The sequence below is a fragment of the Mesorhizobium sp. W050 genome (assembly GCF_054719535.1).
Map to the genome: position 1 here is coordinate 5,861,518 of NZ_JBTTIH010000001.1, position 17,826 is coordinate 5,879,343.

23 protein-coding genes are annotated in these 17,826 nt (G+C 62.4%); 11 read left to right on the plus strand and 12 right to left on the minus strand.

Annotated elements, in window-relative coordinates; all coding sequences use genetic code 11:
* Positions 1-3: 3 nt before the first annotated feature.
* The 6 genes from ACYG9Y_RS28370 to ACYG9Y_RS28395 form a co-directional block, all read right to left on the minus strand.
* Positions 4-246 carry a YMGG-like glycine zipper-containing protein gene (locus ACYG9Y_RS28370; protein ID WP_023670102.1) on the minus strand — a complete coding sequence of 81 codons (243 nt, stop codon included), beginning with the start codon at positions 244-246 and terminating at the stop codon, positions 4-6.
* A gap of 83 nt (positions 247-329) precedes the next feature.
* Complete coding sequence (locus tag ACYG9Y_RS28375) at positions 330-656, minus strand: hypothetical protein (protein ID WP_023670101.1); 327 nt, start codon at positions 654-656, stop codon at positions 330-332.
* Between the two features lie 142 nt (positions 657-798).
* A complete protein-coding gene (locus tag ACYG9Y_RS28380) occupies positions 799-975 on the minus strand; it encodes a hypothetical protein (RefSeq protein ID WP_023683964.1) in 177 nt (58 codons plus the stop codon).
* A gap of 123 nt (positions 976-1,098) precedes the next feature.
* Entirely contained in the window at positions 1,099-2,133 is a 1,035-nt protein-coding gene (locus ACYG9Y_RS28385) for a sensor histidine kinase (RefSeq protein ID WP_023737404.1), read from the minus strand.
* 160 nt (positions 2,134-2,293) lie between these two features.
* Positions 2,294-2,461 carry a DUF1328 domain-containing protein gene (locus ACYG9Y_RS28390; protein ID WP_023670098.1) on the minus strand — a complete coding sequence of 56 codons (168 nt, stop codon included), beginning with the start codon at positions 2,459-2,461 and terminating at the stop codon, positions 2,294-2,296.
* Positions 2,462-2,679: 218 nt separating this feature from the next.
* Positions 2,680-3,474, minus strand: a complete 795-nt coding sequence (locus ACYG9Y_RS28395; protein ID WP_023670097.1) for a response regulator — start codon at positions 3,472-3,474, stop codon at positions 2,680-2,682.
* Between the two features lie 212 nt (positions 3,475-3,686).
* On the opposite strand from ACYG9Y_RS28395, the gene ACYG9Y_RS28400 reads away from it, so the two are divergent.
* Positions 3,687-3,890: a NepR family anti-sigma factor gene (locus ACYG9Y_RS28400; protein ID WP_023670096.1), complete on the plus strand. Its 204-nt coding sequence runs from the start codon at positions 3,687-3,689 to the stop codon at positions 3,888-3,890.
* Positions 3,891-3,893: 3 nt separating this feature from the next.
* Entirely contained in the window at positions 3,894-4,445 is a 552-nt protein-coding gene (locus ACYG9Y_RS28405; protein WP_023670095.1) for a sigma-70 family RNA polymerase sigma factor, read from the plus strand.
* A gap of 56 nt (positions 4,446-4,501) precedes the next feature.
* Here the strand turns inward: ACYG9Y_RS28405 and ACYG9Y_RS28410 are convergent, their stop codons facing one another.
* Positions 4,502-4,819 carry a response regulator gene (locus ACYG9Y_RS28410; RefSeq protein ID WP_050485906.1) on the minus strand — a complete coding sequence of 106 codons (318 nt, stop codon included), beginning with the start codon at positions 4,817-4,819 and terminating at the stop codon, positions 4,502-4,504.
* 339 nt (positions 4,820-5,158) lie between these two features.
* On the opposite strand from ACYG9Y_RS28410, the gene ACYG9Y_RS28415 reads away from it, so the two are divergent.
* From ACYG9Y_RS28415 to ACYG9Y_RS28425, 3 genes are all read left to right on the plus strand, one after another.
* Positions 5,159-5,920: a Crp/Fnr family transcriptional regulator gene (locus ACYG9Y_RS28415; RefSeq protein WP_023737405.1), complete on the plus strand. Its 762-nt coding sequence runs from the start codon at positions 5,159-5,161 to the stop codon at positions 5,918-5,920.
* A 124-nt stretch (positions 5,921-6,044) separates the two neighbouring features.
* Positions 6,045-6,371, plus strand: a complete 327-nt coding sequence (locus ACYG9Y_RS28420; protein WP_023670092.1) for an ElaB/YgaM/YqjD family protein — start codon at positions 6,045-6,047, stop codon at positions 6,369-6,371.
* A gap of 11 nt (positions 6,372-6,382) precedes the next feature.
* Positions 6,383-6,844, plus strand: coding sequence for a hypothetical protein (locus ACYG9Y_RS28425; RefSeq protein ID WP_023737406.1), 462 nt, complete (start codon positions 6,383-6,385; stop codon positions 6,842-6,844).
* 57 nt (positions 6,845-6,901) lie between these two features.
* On the opposite strand, the gene ACYG9Y_RS28430 is transcribed toward ACYG9Y_RS28425, so the two are convergent.
* Positions 6,902-8,476, minus strand: a complete 1,575-nt coding sequence (locus ACYG9Y_RS28430; RefSeq protein ID WP_084014248.1) for a sensor histidine kinase — start codon at positions 8,474-8,476, stop codon at positions 6,902-6,904.
* A 112-nt stretch (positions 8,477-8,588) separates the two neighbouring features.
* Between ACYG9Y_RS28430 and ACYG9Y_RS28435 the strand changes: the two genes are divergently transcribed.
* Entirely contained in the window at positions 8,589-8,816 is a 228-nt protein-coding gene (locus ACYG9Y_RS28435; RefSeq protein WP_023693688.1) for a hypothetical protein, read from the plus strand.
* Between the two features lie 26 nt (positions 8,817-8,842).
* On the opposite strand, the gene ACYG9Y_RS28440 is transcribed toward ACYG9Y_RS28435, so the two are convergent.
* Complete coding sequence (locus ACYG9Y_RS28440; RefSeq protein WP_023670088.1) at positions 8,843-9,763, minus strand: diacylglycerol/lipid kinase family protein; 921 nt, start codon at positions 9,761-9,763, stop codon at positions 8,843-8,845.
* A gap of 258 nt (positions 9,764-10,021) precedes the next feature.
* On the opposite strand from ACYG9Y_RS28440, the gene ACYG9Y_RS28445 reads away from it, so the two are divergent.
* Positions 10,022-11,326 carry a PRC-barrel domain-containing protein gene (locus ACYG9Y_RS28445; protein WP_023708587.1) on the plus strand — a complete coding sequence of 435 codons (1,305 nt, stop codon included), beginning with the start codon at positions 10,022-10,024 and terminating at the stop codon, positions 11,324-11,326.
* A 77-nt stretch (positions 11,327-11,403) separates the two neighbouring features.
* Here the strand turns inward: ACYG9Y_RS28445 and ACYG9Y_RS28450 are convergent, their stop codons facing one another.
* On the minus strand, positions 11,404-12,957 hold the full coding sequence (locus ACYG9Y_RS28450; RefSeq protein WP_023737408.1) for an alkaline phosphatase family protein: 1,554 nt from the start codon (positions 12,955-12,957) through the stop codon (positions 11,404-11,406).
* Between the two features lie 216 nt (positions 12,958-13,173).
* Here ACYG9Y_RS28450 and ACYG9Y_RS28455 point away from each other — a divergent pair, with 216 nt between their 5' ends.
* The 4 genes from ACYG9Y_RS28455 to ACYG9Y_RS28470 all read left to right on the plus strand — a co-directional run bounded on the left by ACYG9Y_RS28455 (position 13,174) and on the right by ACYG9Y_RS28470 (position 16,343).
* Positions 13,174-14,106: a VOC family protein gene (locus ACYG9Y_RS28455; RefSeq protein WP_023737409.1), complete on the plus strand. Its 933-nt coding sequence runs from the start codon at positions 13,174-13,176 to the stop codon at positions 14,104-14,106.
* Positions 14,107-14,110: 4 nt separating this feature from the next.
* Complete coding sequence (locus ACYG9Y_RS28460) at positions 14,111-14,743, plus strand: alpha/beta hydrolase (protein WP_023734636.1); 633 nt, start codon at positions 14,111-14,113, stop codon at positions 14,741-14,743.
* Positions 14,736-15,035, plus strand: a complete 300-nt coding sequence (locus ACYG9Y_RS28465) for a GNAT family N-acetyltransferase (RefSeq protein WP_023737410.1) — start codon at positions 14,736-14,738, stop codon at positions 15,033-15,035. The genes ACYG9Y_RS28460 and ACYG9Y_RS28465 overlap by 8 nt, the downstream gene beginning before the upstream one ends.
* A 249-nt stretch (positions 15,036-15,284) precedes the next feature.
* A complete protein-coding gene (locus tag ACYG9Y_RS28470) occupies positions 15,285-16,343 on the plus strand; it encodes a dipeptidase (protein ID WP_023737411.1) in 1,059 nt (352 codons plus the stop codon).
* A gap of 3 nt (positions 16,344-16,346) precedes the next feature.
* Here the strand turns inward: ACYG9Y_RS28470 and ACYG9Y_RS28475 are convergent, their stop codons facing one another.
* Both ACYG9Y_RS28475 and ACYG9Y_RS28480 read right to left on the minus strand, forming a co-directional pair.
* A complete protein-coding gene (locus ACYG9Y_RS28475) occupies positions 16,347-16,592 on the minus strand; it encodes a hypothetical protein (protein ID WP_023708591.1) in 246 nt (81 codons plus the stop codon).
* A gap of 2 nt (positions 16,593-16,594) precedes the next feature.
* On the minus strand, positions 16,595-17,821 hold the full coding sequence (locus ACYG9Y_RS28480; RefSeq protein ID WP_023737412.1) for an aminomethyltransferase family protein: 1,227 nt from the start codon (positions 17,819-17,821) through the stop codon (positions 16,595-16,597).
* Between the last annotated feature and the right edge of the window lie 5 nt (positions 17,822-17,826).

Here is a 17,826-nt window from a genome sequence, read left to right on the forward strand (position 1 = left end):
GGATCAGCAGCGAGCGGTGTAGAGCCGGCCGCGATTGTCGCGATACTGGCAATAGCCGTTGCGCAGGTTGCGCACCAGCAGGCCGGAACCGGCGCCAACGGCTGCGCCGATCAGCGCACCCTTGCCGCCGCCGATCAGTCCGCCGGCCAAAGCACCGACACCGGCGCCGACACCGACATCCTGCTCGGTCGTGCTGCAGCCGCTGACGGCGACCACCGCAACCATGGCAATAATCAATTTCCGCATAGAATCTCTCCTCACTTTTGTCCTCACTTTAGTAAGCTCCAGCCGCTATTTAGCACGAAACAGCAGCCTTTGCCCGCTCGATCTTATTGTTGGCTAAGAGAGTCTTTTTCGCGGCGCGTGGCGTTCGACGCGACCACGACACTGGAAATCTGCAAAGACGCGTCGAGGGTGCCGTCCGGGCGCACGTTCCAGACGATCTGGTCGTAATCATCTTCCAGCGCGGGGTCGACCGTAAGACATTTGGCAACGACGTGCTCGGCCTGACCCTGCACGTCGCCGGCAGCGAATGGACGTTCTGCCGTGCATGCTTCGGCGGTTTCGAAAACACTGACCGGCACCGGCAGTTCACGGCATTCGGTCATGTTGTTCGAACAGCCAATTACCAAAAGCAAAGCGGCGATGTGTTCCACGGCGACACGTCCTCTCGCCATAAGAACGGTCCACAGCCGTCAAAGTTCCTGTGCCGAAAGGGGCGTTAATAATTGGTCGGCTACGAGCTGGACAGTTTCTGAGCCAGGCTGCTTGGGAGCAGCGTGAACCTGAGCATCTGGCTCAGACCAATTGCGACGCCACGATCAGCACAACAGCGGCGACGAGCGCGACAGCGGCGACGCGAAGCAAGGGATGCCAGGCGTGCTGCAAAGGCGAGGCTGAAGCGTCAGGATCCTGAAAGCCGCTCATCGACACCCGGGCGGCCTGCTCCAGCCTGTTCATATCGGCAACCGTCATGATCATTCCTCCCGCGTTGCAGGCTGCGGCCGAAACATCGGTTGAATCGGTCAAGATCCAGCAATCTCTGGGAACCACAGCATCGGATTTTATGGTGAACAGCCGGTTAAGGAATCCCGCCGCTCATTCGGTTTCGAAATTGCCGTGCGGAACGACGAGGCGATATTCGAGGCGGTCACTGGTGATCTCCAGCGTCGCCGTGCCGTTCAGCGATGCCGGCACGACACGTTCGAGGGCAACGCTGCCGAAGCGTTTCTCGGTGCGCCTGTTATCATTGGCGACAATGGCCTCGACCCAGGTCAGCGACAAAGCCGGCTTGTCTGCGGCCTCTGCGACGTTCGACAGATCGGCGGTTACCTCGACAAAGCCGTCCGGCCGCGCCAGGGCCCCGTAGCTGAATGAATTGACGGCGAGTTCGTGCATTGCCAGGCCGATATGGATTGCCGCGTTGGGATTGAGGTACGGGTTGACGCCATTGAAGCGCAGGCTCTGCGCGGGATCGGCGCCGTAGCGAACGACCTGGCCGCGGATAAGCTCGCGAAGTGCTGCACCCCGCCAGTTCGACGACGTCACCAGATCCTGCGAGGAAGCCAGTGACTGCAGGCGGCCGCGAAAGCGCTTCAGGAAATCGTCGGGTGTCTCGGAATAGCGGCCGGTCTGGGTGGCAATACTCTGGATGATGGCCAACAGGTTCTTGGAGCGGTGGCTGACTTCGCGCAACAGCGTCTTCAGCGTCTGTTCGCGGCGTTTCTGCTCGGTGGTTTCCACCATCGTGGTGACGACGCCCTGCACGTCGCCGCGATGGCCCCGATCGGCATCGACCCATACCTGGAACCACCGCATGCCATCACCGGTGGGAACACTCAGTTCAAGGCGTTCCGGATTGCCGGAAGCGATAACATTGCCTTTGGCGGCGGCGATTTGCTCAGCTTGCGCCGGTGGCAGCGCGCCGTTGCTGTCGGCTGTGTCTGAAACCCACGGCGCACGCATGTTGCGGGCCCATACAGTCTTCAATTCACGATCCTGATAGAGGACGGAAATGCCGGCATTGTGCAGAGCGTGAAGCAAGGCCCGGCCAAGCTGCATTCCGCTTTCAGCCGGGTGCAGTGCGATCACCTCGTCGCCCTGTCCGCTCTCGCCTCCGCCAATAGAACGCATCAATCACCTGTCCACCTGATCAGGACCGAACGATTCACTTGGACTCAGTTCCTGAGTAGGTCCCCAGAAAAGGTCCGCCGGACGATGTCCCGTTGAAGGACATCGCCCGGCGGTGGCTGGAAACCGTTTGAGGGGTGCGGCTTCCAGTGTTCGCCCGCTCCTACGATGCCCGTCTGAACAGGCCGGCCAGAAGCGAGATGACGAGGAAGGCGAGAAAGATGAAGAACAATATTTGCGCGATACCGGCCGAGGTACCGGCGATGCCGCCGAAACCAAGCGCGCCGGCGATGATCGCCACGACGAGAAATACGAGCGCCCAGTAGAGCATGATCTGTCTCCTTCCGATACTGGATCAAAACGTGAGTGATTGCTGTTTGTTCCACCATTTGCCGAAAAAGAAGGTCTTTGGAAGAGGCCCGGATGCGAATTGATTCACGCGCGTGCGTCCCATACGGAGCGACGGGCAGCCGCTGATCGCCGGTTTGGCGATCGCCAGTGCCGGCAACGCTGCGAGGCGGCGAAAAGTTGGAGATTGAAGGCCCTACTTCACGCGGCGGCCTTGGCCTGCCGGTCGAAGAACAGCGCTTGGCTGATCAGCGCCTTTACCATGTCGGGATTGAACGGCTTGGTGACGAGGAAGGCCGGTTCAGGCCGCTCGCCGGTCAGCAGACGTTCGGGGAAGGCGGTGATGAAGATTACCGGCACCGAAGTCGACGACAGGATTTCGTTGACCGCATCGATACCCGAGCTGCCATCGGCAAGCTGAATGTCAGCCAGCACCATCTTCGGCCTTGTCTTGCCGAACATCGCCACCGCCTCGGTATGGGTGCGCGCGGTTCCGACCACGTGGTGGCCGAGGCTCTCGACCATTTCCTCGATGTCCATGGCGATCAGCGGCTCGTCCTCGATGATCAGCACATCGGTCGCCACCTGGCGAGAGATCTCATTGCTCGCCTGGGCAAGCAGTTCGGAGAATTCCTTGGCGTCGACATCGAGAATTTCAGCTGCCTCGTCTTCACCGAAGCCTTCGACCGCGACCAGCAGGAAAGCCTGGCGTGGCCGTGGCGCAATGGCGTTCAGATTGGCGGCGGCGCGCTGCTCCCATGCCGATTGTGCCTGCTCCTGCGGAACGCGGATGGCAATGGAGGTGAACAGTTTGGCGAATACCTTGTAGAGCGCGATGCGGTCGCTTGACGCTTGCGGGAAGATGTCGACGTCGGCGATGATGGCTTCGAGCATCGCGGCTACCAGCGCATCGCCACTCTCCTGCGATCCGGATACGGCGCGTGAAAAGCGGCGCAGGAACGGCAGGTGCGGAGCGATGGTTGCGGAAAGGCTCATGGTAGACGTCTCCCTCAGATGACGTGATTGCATAGATTGCAGGTCAAGCTGATTGCAAGCCCCAACATCCAAACGCGGGTTTTGCGAAAAAGTTCCGACACTTGTGGAACGAAACTGCACGGGCGACGTTTGTGGTGCGATGGGCAACCAGACGAGGGGGCCGCTTTGCGTTGTGTAATGGGGCGGCTCGGGGCGCTGGATTTAAGGGCGAAATGAAGGACATGAATAAAGAAACGCTGGCTGGCGCCGCTGACAGGCGCCGGGCCAATTCCGGCGACCCGCTCGGGGCGAATTCGGAAATTGGCCGTAAACTCAAACAGTATTATGACGAGCTGGTCTCGGACAATGTGCCGGATCGCTTTGCCCAGTTGCTCAGCCAACTGGAAAAGGCCGAACCCGCACAGAAGAAGGACTGAGGCATGGCAGCTGTCTCACAAGGGTTCAAGACCGACCTGCTCGGCTCGATCCCGAGCCTGCGGGCCTTTGCCGTGTCGCTGACGCAGAATGCCGACAAGGCCGACGATCTGGTGCAGGAGACGCTGGTCAAGGCTTGGGACAAGCATGAGAGCTTTCAGCCCGGCACCAATCTCAAGGCATGGCTGTTCACCATCCTGCGCAACGAGTTCTATTCCCAGATGCGCAAGCGCGGCCGCGAGGTGCAGGACAGCGACGGCATCATGACGGCCAGGCTTGCCGTTCATCCGGCTCAGCACGGCCAGCTTGACCTCAAGGATTTTCGCGGCGCGCTCGAGCAACTCCCCGAGGACCAGCGCGAAGCCATCATCCTCATCGGCGCTTCAGGCTTTTCCTATGAAGAGGCCGCCGAAATCTGCGGCTGTGCGGTCGGAACGATCAAGAGCCGGGTCAGCCGGGCCCGCACGCGGTTGCAGGAGATCCTCAAAATCTCCGGCGAAGACGAATACGGGCCGGACGCGATCTCGTCCCAGGTGACGGGTTCAAACGCTGCCTGACGGCGGAGGCCCCGTTTGCGGGCCTGGGCTCTCTACACATACGCATCGAAGATATCTCAGACTGGCGCGCGGCCGCAGGCCGCCGCCAGAGCCTCGACGAGATCGGTCCCCGAATAAGGCTTGGTGACCAGGCGGATGCCGGGAAAAGACCCTTTGATCTCATCGGGGTCCGAATAGCCGGAGGCAAAGACAAACGGCAGGCCCGATTGGCGCAGCCGCGCGGCGAAATCGAGTGTGGACGTTCCGCCCAGCATGAGGTCCACGATAGCGGCGTCGAACTCGCCAACGACCTTCTGCTCATCGATCTCGGCCAGAGCGCGGGCAATCACTACGTCGTTCGCGCCATGGTCGCGGCAAAGCTGCTCGACATCCATGGCGATCAGGAATTCATCCTCCAAGACAAGAATTCGCAATCCCTCAAGCAATGGCGGCACTTGGCAATCTCTCCTCAATTCTTGCAGCATCGGGTACAGTGACTCCAGTCAACCGCATCGCGGACCTTGGGGGATCGGTCAGGCCTTAATCCGAAAAGTTCGCCCACCGGCTCTACTCCACAAGCGAGCTTCGAATTCGCCTCAGTGGAGTGTAGCGAGTCATGATCGCTATTTGCCATCCTGTCATTTAAAAAAGACATGCCATCGGCAGCGGAACCGCGGCCTTGCAAAGGCGTAGCACTCAGTCTCTGGCACGAGACTTTCGAAAGAGGGATCGAAATGTCTGGCCAGAATGGTCGTTCGTTTTCCAGCCGTCAGTACCCATGCGAGATCTGCCCGCTTCGGCCATTGCCGGTGTTCCGGGAATTCGAGAAGCAGGAGCTTGCCTATGTCAGCATGTTCAAGAAGGGCGAACTGGCCGTCGACAAGGGCGCCACAGTGCTGGTCGAAGGCAGCCAAAGTGCTCATCTCTACACCGTGCTTTCGGGCTGGGCCTTCCGCTACAAACTATTGTCGGACGGCAGGCGCCAGATCCTGAACTACTCCATGCCCGGCGATCTTATCGGGCTGCAGGGCAGCCTGATGGGCGAAATGCAGCACTCGGTCGAGGCGCTGTCGCCCATGCTGTTGTGCGTCTTCGAGCGTGAAAACCTGCACGAGCTCTACCGCAACCATCCGGGCCTTGCTTACGACATTACCTGGCTGGCGTCGCGCGAGGAGCGCATGCTGGACGAGAACCTGCTCAGCGTCGGTCGGCGCACGGCGGTCGAGCGCACCGCCTATCTCATTGCCTTCATCGCCAGCCGCGCGGCGATAGTCGGGCTCAACGGCAAAGCGCCGGTGCAAATCCCGATTACCCAGCAGCATGTCGCCGATACGCTCGGCCTGTCGCTGGTCCACACCAACAAGACGATCCGCAAGCTCATCGATCGCAAGCTGATCGCCTGGCGCGACGGCGGTTGCGAAGTGATAGACAGGGAGGGGCTGAAGAATCTCGCGCGTTGGGAGGGCCTAAGTGAAGGCCGTCGGCCGCTGATCTGACAGGCAGGCCTCCAACTGGGGCTGGACTCGCACTTGCAAACACCCTTTCATGGATACGGTCTCCGGTTTCGGAACCATGACGTGTGTCGGGCGTTTGAAGCCAAGCAAACGCAAGGAGTTTAGAATGGCAACTGCCGCAGGAAAAACCGCCAACGAAAGTCAGACGAACGCCGACCTCGAAGCCGACATTCGGCAGTTGAAGGCGGATATCGAAAAGTTGACCAAGCAATTGGCCAAGACCGGCGAACATGGTTACGGCACGGCGCGGCGCGCTGCTGCCGAAGGCGTCGACCAGTTGCGCGCCCAGGGTGAAGCCGTCTTCGACAGCCTGCGTGGCAACGCCAAGGATCTTGAGGCCCAGATCACGGCCAATGTGCGCGAGAAGCCGGTTACTTCACTGGCGATCGCGGCCGGCGTCGGCTTCCTGTTTGCGCTTCTTGCCCGGCGCTAGTTTCGACAGAGATGGGCATGCTGGCACCGCTTATCTCGGCCTTGGCCTCGGGTGAAGCCATTGCCGCCATGCGCCGCGCGCGCACGGCGGCAATCGTCTACGGGTTCGCCGCCGTCGCTGCCCTGTGCGGCCTCGGGTTTCTCCTGGGGGCGGCCTACATCTGGGCGGCTGACCGTTATGGCTCGATGGCCGCCTGTCTCGGCTTCGCGGCTGGTTTCCTGGTACTGGCCGGGCTTATCGTGCTCATTCATCAACTTGCGGCTGGAACGCGTGCGCGCCGACGTGCGCGAAGGCGCAATGCCGACCTGAAGGCGCTCGGTATCACCGCGGCGCTTGCCGTGCTGCCGGCCTTGCTCAAGGGGAAAGGCGGGAAGGGCGTCATTCTCGGCCCGATGATCGCGCTCGCGGCCTATGCCATCTACCGTGAGAACATCAAGCCGGACCGGGGCGATCCGGACAGCGAAGCCGACTAAAGCGCGCGCGCTGATACGCTGTTCCCGGGAAAACCGCTTCGCACTTCTGGAATCGCTTTAAGCCGGCAGATCTTCAAGCGGCATCGATATTTCGGCGAACACGCCTTCGCTGCGGAATTCGTGGGTCACTTCGCTCGACAAAACCTTGGCGAGGCTGCGGCGGATCAGGATAGAGCCGAAGCCCTGGCGTTCCGGCGGGTCGACTTTCGGCCCACCGCTTTCGCTCCAGGTCAGCACAAGGCGGCGCGCGCCTTTCTTGCCCGCCGCCTTCCAGTCGACATCGACCTTCCCCGAGCCAACCGACAGCGATCCGTATTGCAGCGCGTTGCTGGCCAGTTCGTGCATGATCAAACCGAGCCCCACCGCCTGGTCGGGCGAAAGCAGCAGATCCGGACCGGCGATCACGATGCGCGGCCGTTCTGCCGAATCGAACGGCTTGACCTCGATCTGCATCAGTTCGCGAATACCGATGCCGCGCCATTCGCGATCCGACAGCAGGTTATGGGCAGCGCCCAGCGCCTGCAGCCTGGCGCCGAAGGCTTCCAGGAATTCGCTTGGGCGGCGAGCGTGGCGAACGGTCTGCGTCGCCAGCGCCTGCACCGTCGCCAGCGTGTTCTTGACCCGATGGTTGAGCTCGCGCAGCAGCAGCCTTTGCCGGTCCTCGCCGAGCTTGCGTTCCGAGATGTCGTAGTTGACGCCAAAGATAAGCGTCGGCTTGCCTTCGCCGTCGCGCTCGATGACGCGGCCGCGGGTGACTATCCAGCGCGGCGGATCGAAGCCTTTGACCCGGTATTCGCCGAAATAGTCGTCGCTGCCGGTCAGGGCATCGCGAAAGCGCGTCTCGGTCTGGTAGACGTCGCGCGGGTCGATGGCGGCCAGAATGTCGCGCGCCCGCAGCCGGTTCGAACGCGGCAGGTTGAACAGCTCCGACAAACGCACGTCGCATTCGATCATGTCGGTGCGGATATCCCAGGCCCAACTGGCGAGCGAGGCGGCGTCGAGCGCTATGGCTCGGCGCTTTTCCTCCTGCGCCAAAGCAGCCGTGGCAATGGCGCCGCTGCGGTTGGCGTCCTTGAGGGTAAACAGGCTGGCGGCGAGGCTGGCCAGCGATTTCAAATGATCGAGCGCGGCAGCGGACGGAAATTCATGCGGCTCCCGGTCGAGTACGCACACCGTGCCGACGCGCGCGCCGGCGACCACCATCGGCGCGCCGACATAAAAGCGGACATGGTGTTCGCCGGTGACCAGCGGATTGCGGGAGAAGCGAGGGTCGATGCTGGCATCCGGCACCACCATCGGCTCGTCGCCGGCGGCAATGGTATGGGCGCAGAACGATATGTCGGTCGCGGTTTCGGTCTCGTTAAAGCCGACACAGGATTTGAACCACTGTCGTTCGGTGTCGAGCAGCGTGACGAGCGCGATCGGCGCCCGCATCACGGCGGCGGCAAGGCCGGTGATGCGATCGAAGTCGGGATCGGAGTCGGTGTGGATCGCGTCAAGCCCGTGCAGTACGGCAAGCCGCTCCGGCGACGCCACGGCGCGGCGGACCTCAACCGGCAAACCAGCCTGCTTCGCCACCTTGCTATCCACCAAGCCCCCTCGCTTGCAGGCCCCACCTGTGGTGGCGCGCATCTCGCGCGGCCGTCGCGCGCCGGAACTTTTGTAGCAAGCAATCGTTACCCCACCATGTTTCGCCGGCGATGGTTTTATCCACCATGCCGGTTGCGCGACAGGAACGCCGCCAATGACCAAGATCGCCCCTGAAAACAAAGCCCGTCAGGGGCGCTGGGGTTGGCACGGCCTGCGCATATTGGTCGCCGCGCTGCTCCTGGCTTTCATTGCTTGGGGAGCGGCCGAGATTTATGGCCAAAAGATCGATCCAGATACCCCTGAAAGCCAGGGGCAGCCCACCGGCCAGACCGCGCCGGCCGACCAGAGCGCGCCAGCCGGCGAGGGGCAGTCGGGCGGCTAGGGTTTTCCTCGTCATTCGTAATCGCATCAGGCGGCCTTCGCCTGGGCGGCTTGCGCCGGAACCAGGACGTTCAGTGCGCCAGGGTGGATCTGGATTGTCGTTTCACGCTCCAGCTTGACCAGTTCGCCGTCGATGACGGCACCGAATTTCTTGCTCCCTGTATGGATTTTCACGATTGCCTTGTCGGCCTGATGGGTTTCGACATGATCGCTGTCGCGCCACCTGCCGCGAGCCATGTCGAAGAGGGCCCTGACCAACTCGCCACGCTGCCGCGCCACGGTGACATAGATGCCGAGCACGCCGCCGGCAGGATTGTCGGCATAAGGCAGATGGCCTTCGCCAAACAGATTGTTGGAAATGCCGATGCCGCTGATGCGGGTCACGATCTCGGCTTCGCCGACCGTCAACGTCACCTTCATGGCGGGAGGATTGTTGATCGTCGTCCAGGCGGCCTTGGCCGAGGCGCGAATCTTTCCCAGGCGCGAGGCGAATTCCATATTGTCGCGCAGCTTCACCATCCTGGCGTGCAGGCCGATCGAGAACTGATGCACGAACGGCCGGCCATTCGCGCTCGCGATATCGACCGCCATGATCTCGCCGTCAGCAAAGGACTTCAGCGCGCCATCGATGGTCTGCGGAATCCCAAGGCCGCGGGCGAACAGGTTCATGGTTCCTGCAGGCAGGACGGCCAGCGCCTTCTTGCCATTCATCAGCCGCCCCGCGGCGGCCGAAATGGTGCCGTCGCCGCCACCGGCCAGCACGACGTCGATGTCGCGCCGCGCGGCGACCTTGTCGAGCGCCGCGACAATCTCCTTGCCGGCGACGATGTCGATCTCGATGGAGTGACCAGCCGCCTCGAGCGTCTGGCGCATCCGGTCGGTTAGCGCGGAAAGATCGGTGGTCCGCAAGGTGCCGCCGTCCCGGTTCAGCACCGCTGCAAATCGCATGCCCCACTCCGTATTCTTTTTAGCGGCCGGAATGCCAGCCGCAGGCTGAAACGGGCAAGCTTGGCAAAGGTTCCATCGGCCGGGCGGGAATGTCGGGCGATTCCGCGGACTTGCCCAGGGTATTTCGATGCTCCCGTTTTTTCGGAACAAGCGCCTTGTCACAACGTTGTGATCCCATTGGAGGCGCCGCCTTCGGTCTCCCGGCAAGTGGTTTGCCGATTGCGGCGCGCATGAGATCACGCAAGAGGAGACTTAATCATGATCCGCACACTGTTCGCGACAACTGCACTCGCAACGCTGATCGCTACCGGTGCGTTTGCGCAGTCAACGACGGCCCCGGCGACGACCCCAGCGCCGGCTGAAGCCCCTGCTACCATCGCGCCGGCGCCGCAACAGGCCGACGGCGCGCTGATGACCAATATCATCGGCGAGTCCGTCTACAATGGCACTGGCGACGATGCGCAGAAGATCGGTGACGTCAGCGACGTCGTCCTCGATGAAAACGGCCAGGCGAAATCCGCCATTATCGGCGTTGGCGGCTTCCTCGGCATAGGCAGCAAGAACGTCGCCTTCGACTACGGCAAGTTGCAATGGGTCGAGAGGAATGGTGACCGCTGGCTCGTCGCCGAGACGACGAAAGAAGCGTTGACGGCGCTGCCCGACTTCGACCGTAAGCCCTACGATCCGGCCTCGGCGCCTGCTTCCACGGCGCAGAACGACCCGCAGAAGCCGGTTGATCTCAACGCCGCGCCGTCAGAACCGGCGGTGAAACGCGCTGACGGCAATCTCGCAACCAACATCATCGGCGAGAATGTCTACAATGGCACTGGCGACGATGCCCAGAATATCGGCGACGTCAACGACATCGTGCTGACCAAGGATGGCAAGGCGCAGTCGCTGGTGATCGGCGTCGGCGGCTTCCTCGGCATGGGTGAAAAGAACGTCACCTATGATTTCGCCAAGGCGCGGTGGGCCGAAAAGAACGGCGATCGCTGGCTGGTGGCGCAGACGACCAAGGAGGAACTGCAGGCGCAGCCTGATTTCGACCGGAAGCCCTATGATCCGGCGCCCGTGACGACAACCTCCGACGCGACGCAGCCGACTGCTCCCGCTGCCCCGACGGCCGTTGCACCGGCTGACAATGCTCAGCCAGCCGACAAGACCGCGGAAGCTCCGGCCGGTACAAAAGCCACCGATCCGACGCAAACGGCAGCGATCGACAAGTCCACATTGACCGAAATGCCGGTCGGTAACATCAGAGGCGACGACCTGAAGGGCACCACCGTCTATGGCGCCAACGACGCCAAGGTCGGCGAGATCGGCGACGTCGTGCTCACGCCCGACAGCAAGCCGGATGCCGTCATCATCGATGTCGGCGGCTTTCTAGGCATCGGCGCCAAGGAGGTCGCGGTCGGCATGGACAAGCTCAAATTCATGACCGACAAGGACGGCAACAAATATCTCTACACCAACTTCACCAAGGAGCAGCTGCAGGCGCAGGCCGCCTATGACAAGGGCAGCTATGCCGAGAAGCGCGACCAGCAGCGGATGATGGTACAGTAAGGGAATAGGCAGTAGGGATTAGGCAGTAGGCGAAAACTAGGCGATCAGGCACCAGGCCGCCAGGAACATTCTACTGCCTACTGCCTACTGCCTACCCACATACCCACCACTCCCTCGTCCGTCAGCTCTGCAAGCGCCAACGACTGGTCAAGATGCTCGGCGCGCCAGGCAAGCAGTCGCTCGGCAAATTCAAGCCGCACGCTGAGATAGGCCGGGTCGGCGGCAACGTTGGCCAGTTCGCCCGGATCCTTCTGCATGTCGAAGAGCAGCGGGGGCAGGCCGCCGCCGAAATGCACGTATTTGAATTTTTCCGTACGGATGACGGCGAGGTTGCACTGGCGCGAGCCGATGCCGAAATGCCGTTCGGCCTCACCGCTGGCAATCGAGCGGAAGTCGAACTCCCAATGCGCCGCGTCGCGCCAATCCTTAGGCGGTTCATCTTGCAGGAACGGTTTTAGCGAGCGGCCGTCGAGATGCATCTGGGCGTCGGCGTCCAGCAGATCGAGCAAGGTCGGGAAGATGTCGACGGCCTCGGTGAAGTGGTTGACGGTCGAGCCGGCTGCATTGCCGTGACGCGGGTCGCGCACGATCAATGGGATGTGATAGCTGCCGTCGAAGAAGCCGCCTTTGCCCAGCATGAAATGGTCTCCCATCATCTCGGCGTGGTCCGAAGTCAGCACGATGATGGTGTCATCCCATGCATTCGCCGTCTTGATCGCTTGCCAGATGCGGCCAAGCTGCGCGTCGACCTCCGAGATCATGCCGTAATAGATCGCGCGGATGGCCCGGATGTTGTCGTCGCCCCAGTCGCGCACGTGGCCGTCGGTGCCGGGGCGGAAGCTTCTCCGCTTCTGGCGACCAAGGTCGTAAGCCAGATAGGGATGCCTTTGCGCCTCGGCCTGCCAAGTCTCGACATGGCGGAAGGGCGGTCCGTCCGCCGGATCATACAGCGTGTTGTAGGGCTTCGGTACGACAAAGGGCGGATGCGGGCTGATGAAGGAGACATGCGCGAACCATGGCGAATCCTGTTCGTCCAGCCAGCGAATGAATTCGCCGGCAAGAAAAGCGGTCGCAGTCTCGTCCCTGGAATAGACAGGCGGCGCGCTGGTCACGGCGTCGCCCGCTTCCCCGCCCACGGGGCGGTGAATGCCGGGAGAGCCCGCGCTGGTGTCGACGCCACGTGCCTTCAGCCATGACAGCCATGGTTTCTGATGCTCAGGCAGGAACTGGCGAACGCTGAAGCCGGGCAGCACGCCCTCATAGCTTTTCAGCCGGGGATCGCCCGGCGCCATCGTGCGGGGATCGGGCGAGACGTCGGTGTAGCCGAACAAAGTCGGATCATAGCCGAGGGCGCGGGCCGAAAGCGCCATGTTGCCGTGGCGGGCGTCGAGCGGCGTGCCGTTGCGGCAGACGCGATTGTTCATCTGGTAGAGGCCGGTGTAGAGGCACGCGCGGGCCGGCGAGCAGGGCGCCGCGCCGCCGTAATGCCGCATGAAAAGGACGCCTTCGGCGGCGAGCGCATCGGCATTCGGCGTCTTCACCACGGCATGGCCGGCAGCCGACAGGCAATCGCCCCGCCATTGGTCGCAGGAGATCAATAGGATGTTCGGGCGTCTGCTTTTCGCGGCCAATGCTCTATCCTGCCACGTCGGGAAGACGTTCAATGAACCGGAATTTGGCGGCAGCGCAAGCCTGTCAGTCTTGCTTAAATGGTGAACGAAAATTTCCTGCTGTTCACTATTGGGATACAGTCCATTCTGAGTTTGCCGCCTTTGCCATTGCCAGGCGGCCACTCATATAGGCGTGGACAGCGGCAAGAGCCGCAAACCGAAGGGAGGAGCAAGACAATGCTCGACCAGATCAAGGGCCTGCATCACGTGACGTCGATGGCCGGCGATGCGCGCCAGAACAATAATTTCTTCACGCACAAGCTCGGCCTGCGCCGGGTCAAGAAGACCGTCAACTTCGACGCGCCAGATGTCTATCACCTCTATTATGGTGACGAGCACGGTACGCCCGGCTCGGTGATGACCTATTTTCCGTTCCCGGACATTGCCAAGGGCCGCCATGGCGTCGGGGAAGTCGGTACCACGGCCTATTCGGTGCCGGCCGGCACGCTCGGCTATTGGGAAAAGCGCTTCGCCGATGAAGGCGTTGCGGGTGTCTCCCGCGAAGAGACGTTCGGCGAGAAGCGGCTGGCCTTCGCCGGTCCCGACGGCGACGGTTTCGCGCTGGTCGAAGACAAGGCGGACAGCCGCGCGCCATGGTTGAAAGGCGGCATTCCCGCTGATGAGGCGATACGCGGCTTCCACTCGGTCTCGCTCAGATTGAAGGATGGTGGCGCCACGGAAGAGCTGTTGAAGTTCATGGGCTATGAGCAAGTGGACAAGTCCGGCAGTGTCAGCCGGCTCGCCATCAAGAACGGCAACGGCGCTGATGTTGTAGATATCGAATCGCTGCCTACCGCGGGCTTTGCCAATCTCGGCGCCGGCTCGGTCCACCATGTCGCCTTCGCGGTGGAGAACCGCGCCCAGCAACTCGAAGTGCGCAAGGCGCTGATCGATACGGGTTATGGCGTAACGCCGGTGATCGACCGCGACTATTTCTGGGCGATCTACTTCCGAGCGCCGGGCGGCGTGCTGTTCGAAGTCGCTACCAATGAGCCGGGCTTCGACCGCGACGAGGACACCGCCCATCTCGGCGAAGCCCTGAAACTGCCGACGCAGCACCAGCATCTGCGGCCCTATCTTGAAGAGCATCTGCAGAAGCTGGAAGGCTGAGACGATGAGCAAGGAAGCTTACATCCATAAGGCGCTGCCGGGTTCGCCCGGCGGCCCGCTGCTCTTCGTCTTTCACGGCACCGGCGCGGACGAGAGCCAGCTGCTGTCGCTCGGGCGCGACCTCGCGCCACAGGCGACGATCGTATCGCCGCGCGGCGATGTTTCCGAGCATGGTGCGGCGCGTTTCTTCCGCCGCACCGGCGAGGGCGTCTACGATATGGACGACCTCGCGCGGGCGACCGCCAAGATGGCCGGTTTCATCAAGGCGCAGGTGATAGCGGCAAGGCCATCTTCGGTCTTGGGTCTCGGCTATTCCAACGGCGCCAACATCCTGGCGTCCGTAATGTTCGCCGCGCCCGAGCTGTTCGATGCGGCGGTGCTGATGCACCCGCTGATCCCGTTCGAACCGCAGGTGCAGGGCAGCCTTGCCGGACGCCGCATCCTGGTCACCGCCGGCAAGCGCGACCCAATCTGCCCGCCCAACCTGACATCCCGGCTGGAGGCCTATTTGCGCGCCGATGGCGCCGATGTCACAGTGGAGTGGCACGATGGCGGCCACGAAATTCGACCAAACGAGATCGAAGCGGCGAGGCGGCTTTTTGCCGATGCGCCGGTTGAAGGAGCAAGCGATGCCTGACGAATTGCCTGAGATCGAACTCGAGGACCGCGGCTCGAAGGGACGTTATGTCCTGCGCGGGCCCGGTGGCGCCGAGGCGGAAATGACCTTCACCAAGGTCGGCGAGCACCAGATCATCATCGATCACACCGAAGTGCCGGACGTGTTTCGCGGCCAGGGCGCCGGCCTTCGGCTTGTCACACGCGCCGTCGAGGACGCGCGACAAGTGGGCAAGAAGATCATCCCGCTCTGCCCCTTCGCCAACGCCCAGTTCCACCGCCATCCGGAATGGGCGGATGTGCTGAAGCAATAGACCTTTTTCCCTTCTCCCCTTGTGGGGTGAGCAGCCGGTTAGCCGCAGGCGAATTCATCGTGCCGGTGGCATGATGAAAGGCCGGCGAACGCCGGGACGCTGCGAAGCAGCGGGGACCGGCAGGTGGTCGGAGTCGCTCAGCCACAAGAGCGAACGCCTCTCTGGCATTTGCGCAGTTCGGCCTTCTTGCCTAAGTACACAGTTCGCTGCGGTTCGTCCGCTCCTGCCAACTGACCGAATGGCTTCCTGATGACCGAATCCGATCTCGTCCCCGTCTTCGACGGCCACAACGACACGCTGCTGCGACTGTACCAGTCGAAAGACACCGACGTCGAAAAGCTGTTCATCGAGGGGACGCAGGGCGGTCATATAGATCTGCCGCGCGCCAAGAAGGGCGGCTTTGCCGGCGGCATGTTCGCGATCTTTCCACCGCCGGTCGAGAAGAGCAAACGCTCTGCGGTGCCGCCGGCGCCGAGCGACAATGAGCCGTTGCCGCCGGAACTGCCGCGCGCTGATGCGCTCAATTCCACCATCGGCATGGCATCGATCCTGTTTCGGCTGGAGCGAGCGGGGGCGCTGACCGTCTGCCGCAGTGCCGGTGACATTCGCGAGGCGATGGCGAAAGGTTCGATCGCGGCGGTGTTTCATATTGAAGGCGTCGAGGCGATCGATCCCGAACTTACCTTGCTCGACGTGCTCTACGAAGCCGGCCTGCGCTCGCTCGGCATTGTCTGGAGCCGCCCCAACGCCTTCGGCCACGGCGTCCCGTTCCGCTTTCCGTCGTCGCCCGATACCGGACCGGGGCTGACCGATGCCGGCAAGGCGCTGATCAAGGCCTGCAATCAGCTCAAGATCATGGTCGACCTGTCGCATCTCAACGAAAAGGGCTTTCGCGATGTCGCCGCACTCAGCGATGCGCCGCTGGTCGCCACCCATTCGAACGTGCATGCGCTGTGCACCCATTCGCGCAACCTGACGGACTGGCAGCTCGGCGCTATCCGCGAGACCGGCGGCATGGTCGGGCTCAACTTCGCCACCGGCTTCCTGCGCGAAGACGGACGGATGAACTCGGACACCAGCCTCGACATCATGGTGCGCCATGTCGACTCGCTGCTGCAGGCGCTGGGCGAGGACGGCGTCGGTCTCGGCTCCGATTTCGACGGCGCCATGATCCCGGCGGTCATCGGCGACGTTGCCGGTCTGCCGAAGCTGATAGATGCGCTGGCCGCGCGCGGATTCGGACGCGCATTGATCGAGAAGATCGCCTATCGCAACTGGCTGAACGTTCTCGAAAGAACCATAGGCTGAGGCTTAAGCGCCCATGCGCTTCAGCCAATCCTGGCCGCCGCGATCCCTGATCATCGGCAGCGGGTTCTCCCAGTCCAACCGCGCGCAGATGCGGTAGACTTCGAGCGTCTCGGCGCTCATTTCGCCGCGCTTGTAGAAGTACATGGCGGCGGCATAGCGGGTACGACCCGACCATTTTTCGCCGAGCGGCGTGTTGACCAGCTGCCACTGTTCGGCGGCTTCCGTATCATCATCCGGTTCGTCGGCCATGATCAGAAATCCGCCGGCGGATTGGCGGTGCGGCGGTCGAGCTTGATGAAAGGACGGGCCACCACCTTGGCCCGCTTCATCAGCTTCTGGTACTGCAACTCGCGCATGGCGTAGATCTCGACCCAGAGGTCTTCCACCATCGTATCACCATAGGGACGCGTCAGCGAGGCTATGGCGATATTGCGCTTGGCCATCGGCGACCAGATGGCGGCGCTGACCAGCCCGACCTCCTGATGCTTCTTGTGGTAGACGATGGCGTGCTCGGCCGGGATGTTGCCTTCGATCTCCAGCCCGACCAGCATGTGGCGCAGCCTGCGTTTGGCACGGGCTTCGAGGATGGCGCGGCGGCCGTTGAAATGGCCTTTTCCCAGGTCGACCATAAAGCCGAGACCGATCTCGTCCGGCATGCGCAGACGGTCGGCGCGAATGGCATGGTCTGCGGTGGTGAAGTCGGCATTGGCGACGATCAGGCCGGCTTCCAGCCGGGCGCGGTTGAGGGCGGCGTAGCCGATGGCGCGGATGCCGCGCAGTTCGCCTGCCGTCATCAGGCGGTCCCAGAGGCTGAGCGCTTTTTCGGCCGGCACGAACAGTTCGTAGCCGAGATCGCCGGTGAAGCCGGTGCGCGAGATGGTGATAGTGCCGCCATCGTGCGGGAGTTCGGCGAGATCGAACACTTTGAGTTTTTCAACGCCGGCGAAACCCGCCTCGTGCAGCACGGCGAAGGAGGTTGGGCCTTGCAGAGCGAGACCAGCGACGCTTTCAGTCTCTTCCTCGACGGTCACCTCGAAGCCGGTCGCGCTGTCCAGCAGCCAGGGCAGGTGCCGCTCCTGCGAACACAGGCGGAAGCGGGTCGGCGACAGCCGGAACAGCGTGCCGTCATCGAGGACAAAACCTTCGTCGTCGCACCATGCGGTGTAGTGGACGCGGCCCGGTTTCAGCTTGGTGACATCGCGCAGCGTGACGCGATCGAGGAAGGCTTCGGCAACCGGCCCCTCGATGCGGTATTTGGTCATCGGCGAGATGTCGAACAAAGCCGCCTGGCTGCGGATGGCGAAATATTCGAGTTCCTCGTCCCACAGCGAATGCGGCGCGCGATAGCCGGCCCAATTGTACCAGTCCTGGGTTCTGGCCAGCGCATCGATGCGCGGCTGGAACGGCGTGGCGAGACGCAGTGTGCGGAAATGCGACTGCGCTGTGGCGTGGGCGGCGTTGTTGATCGGACTCGTCATGACGG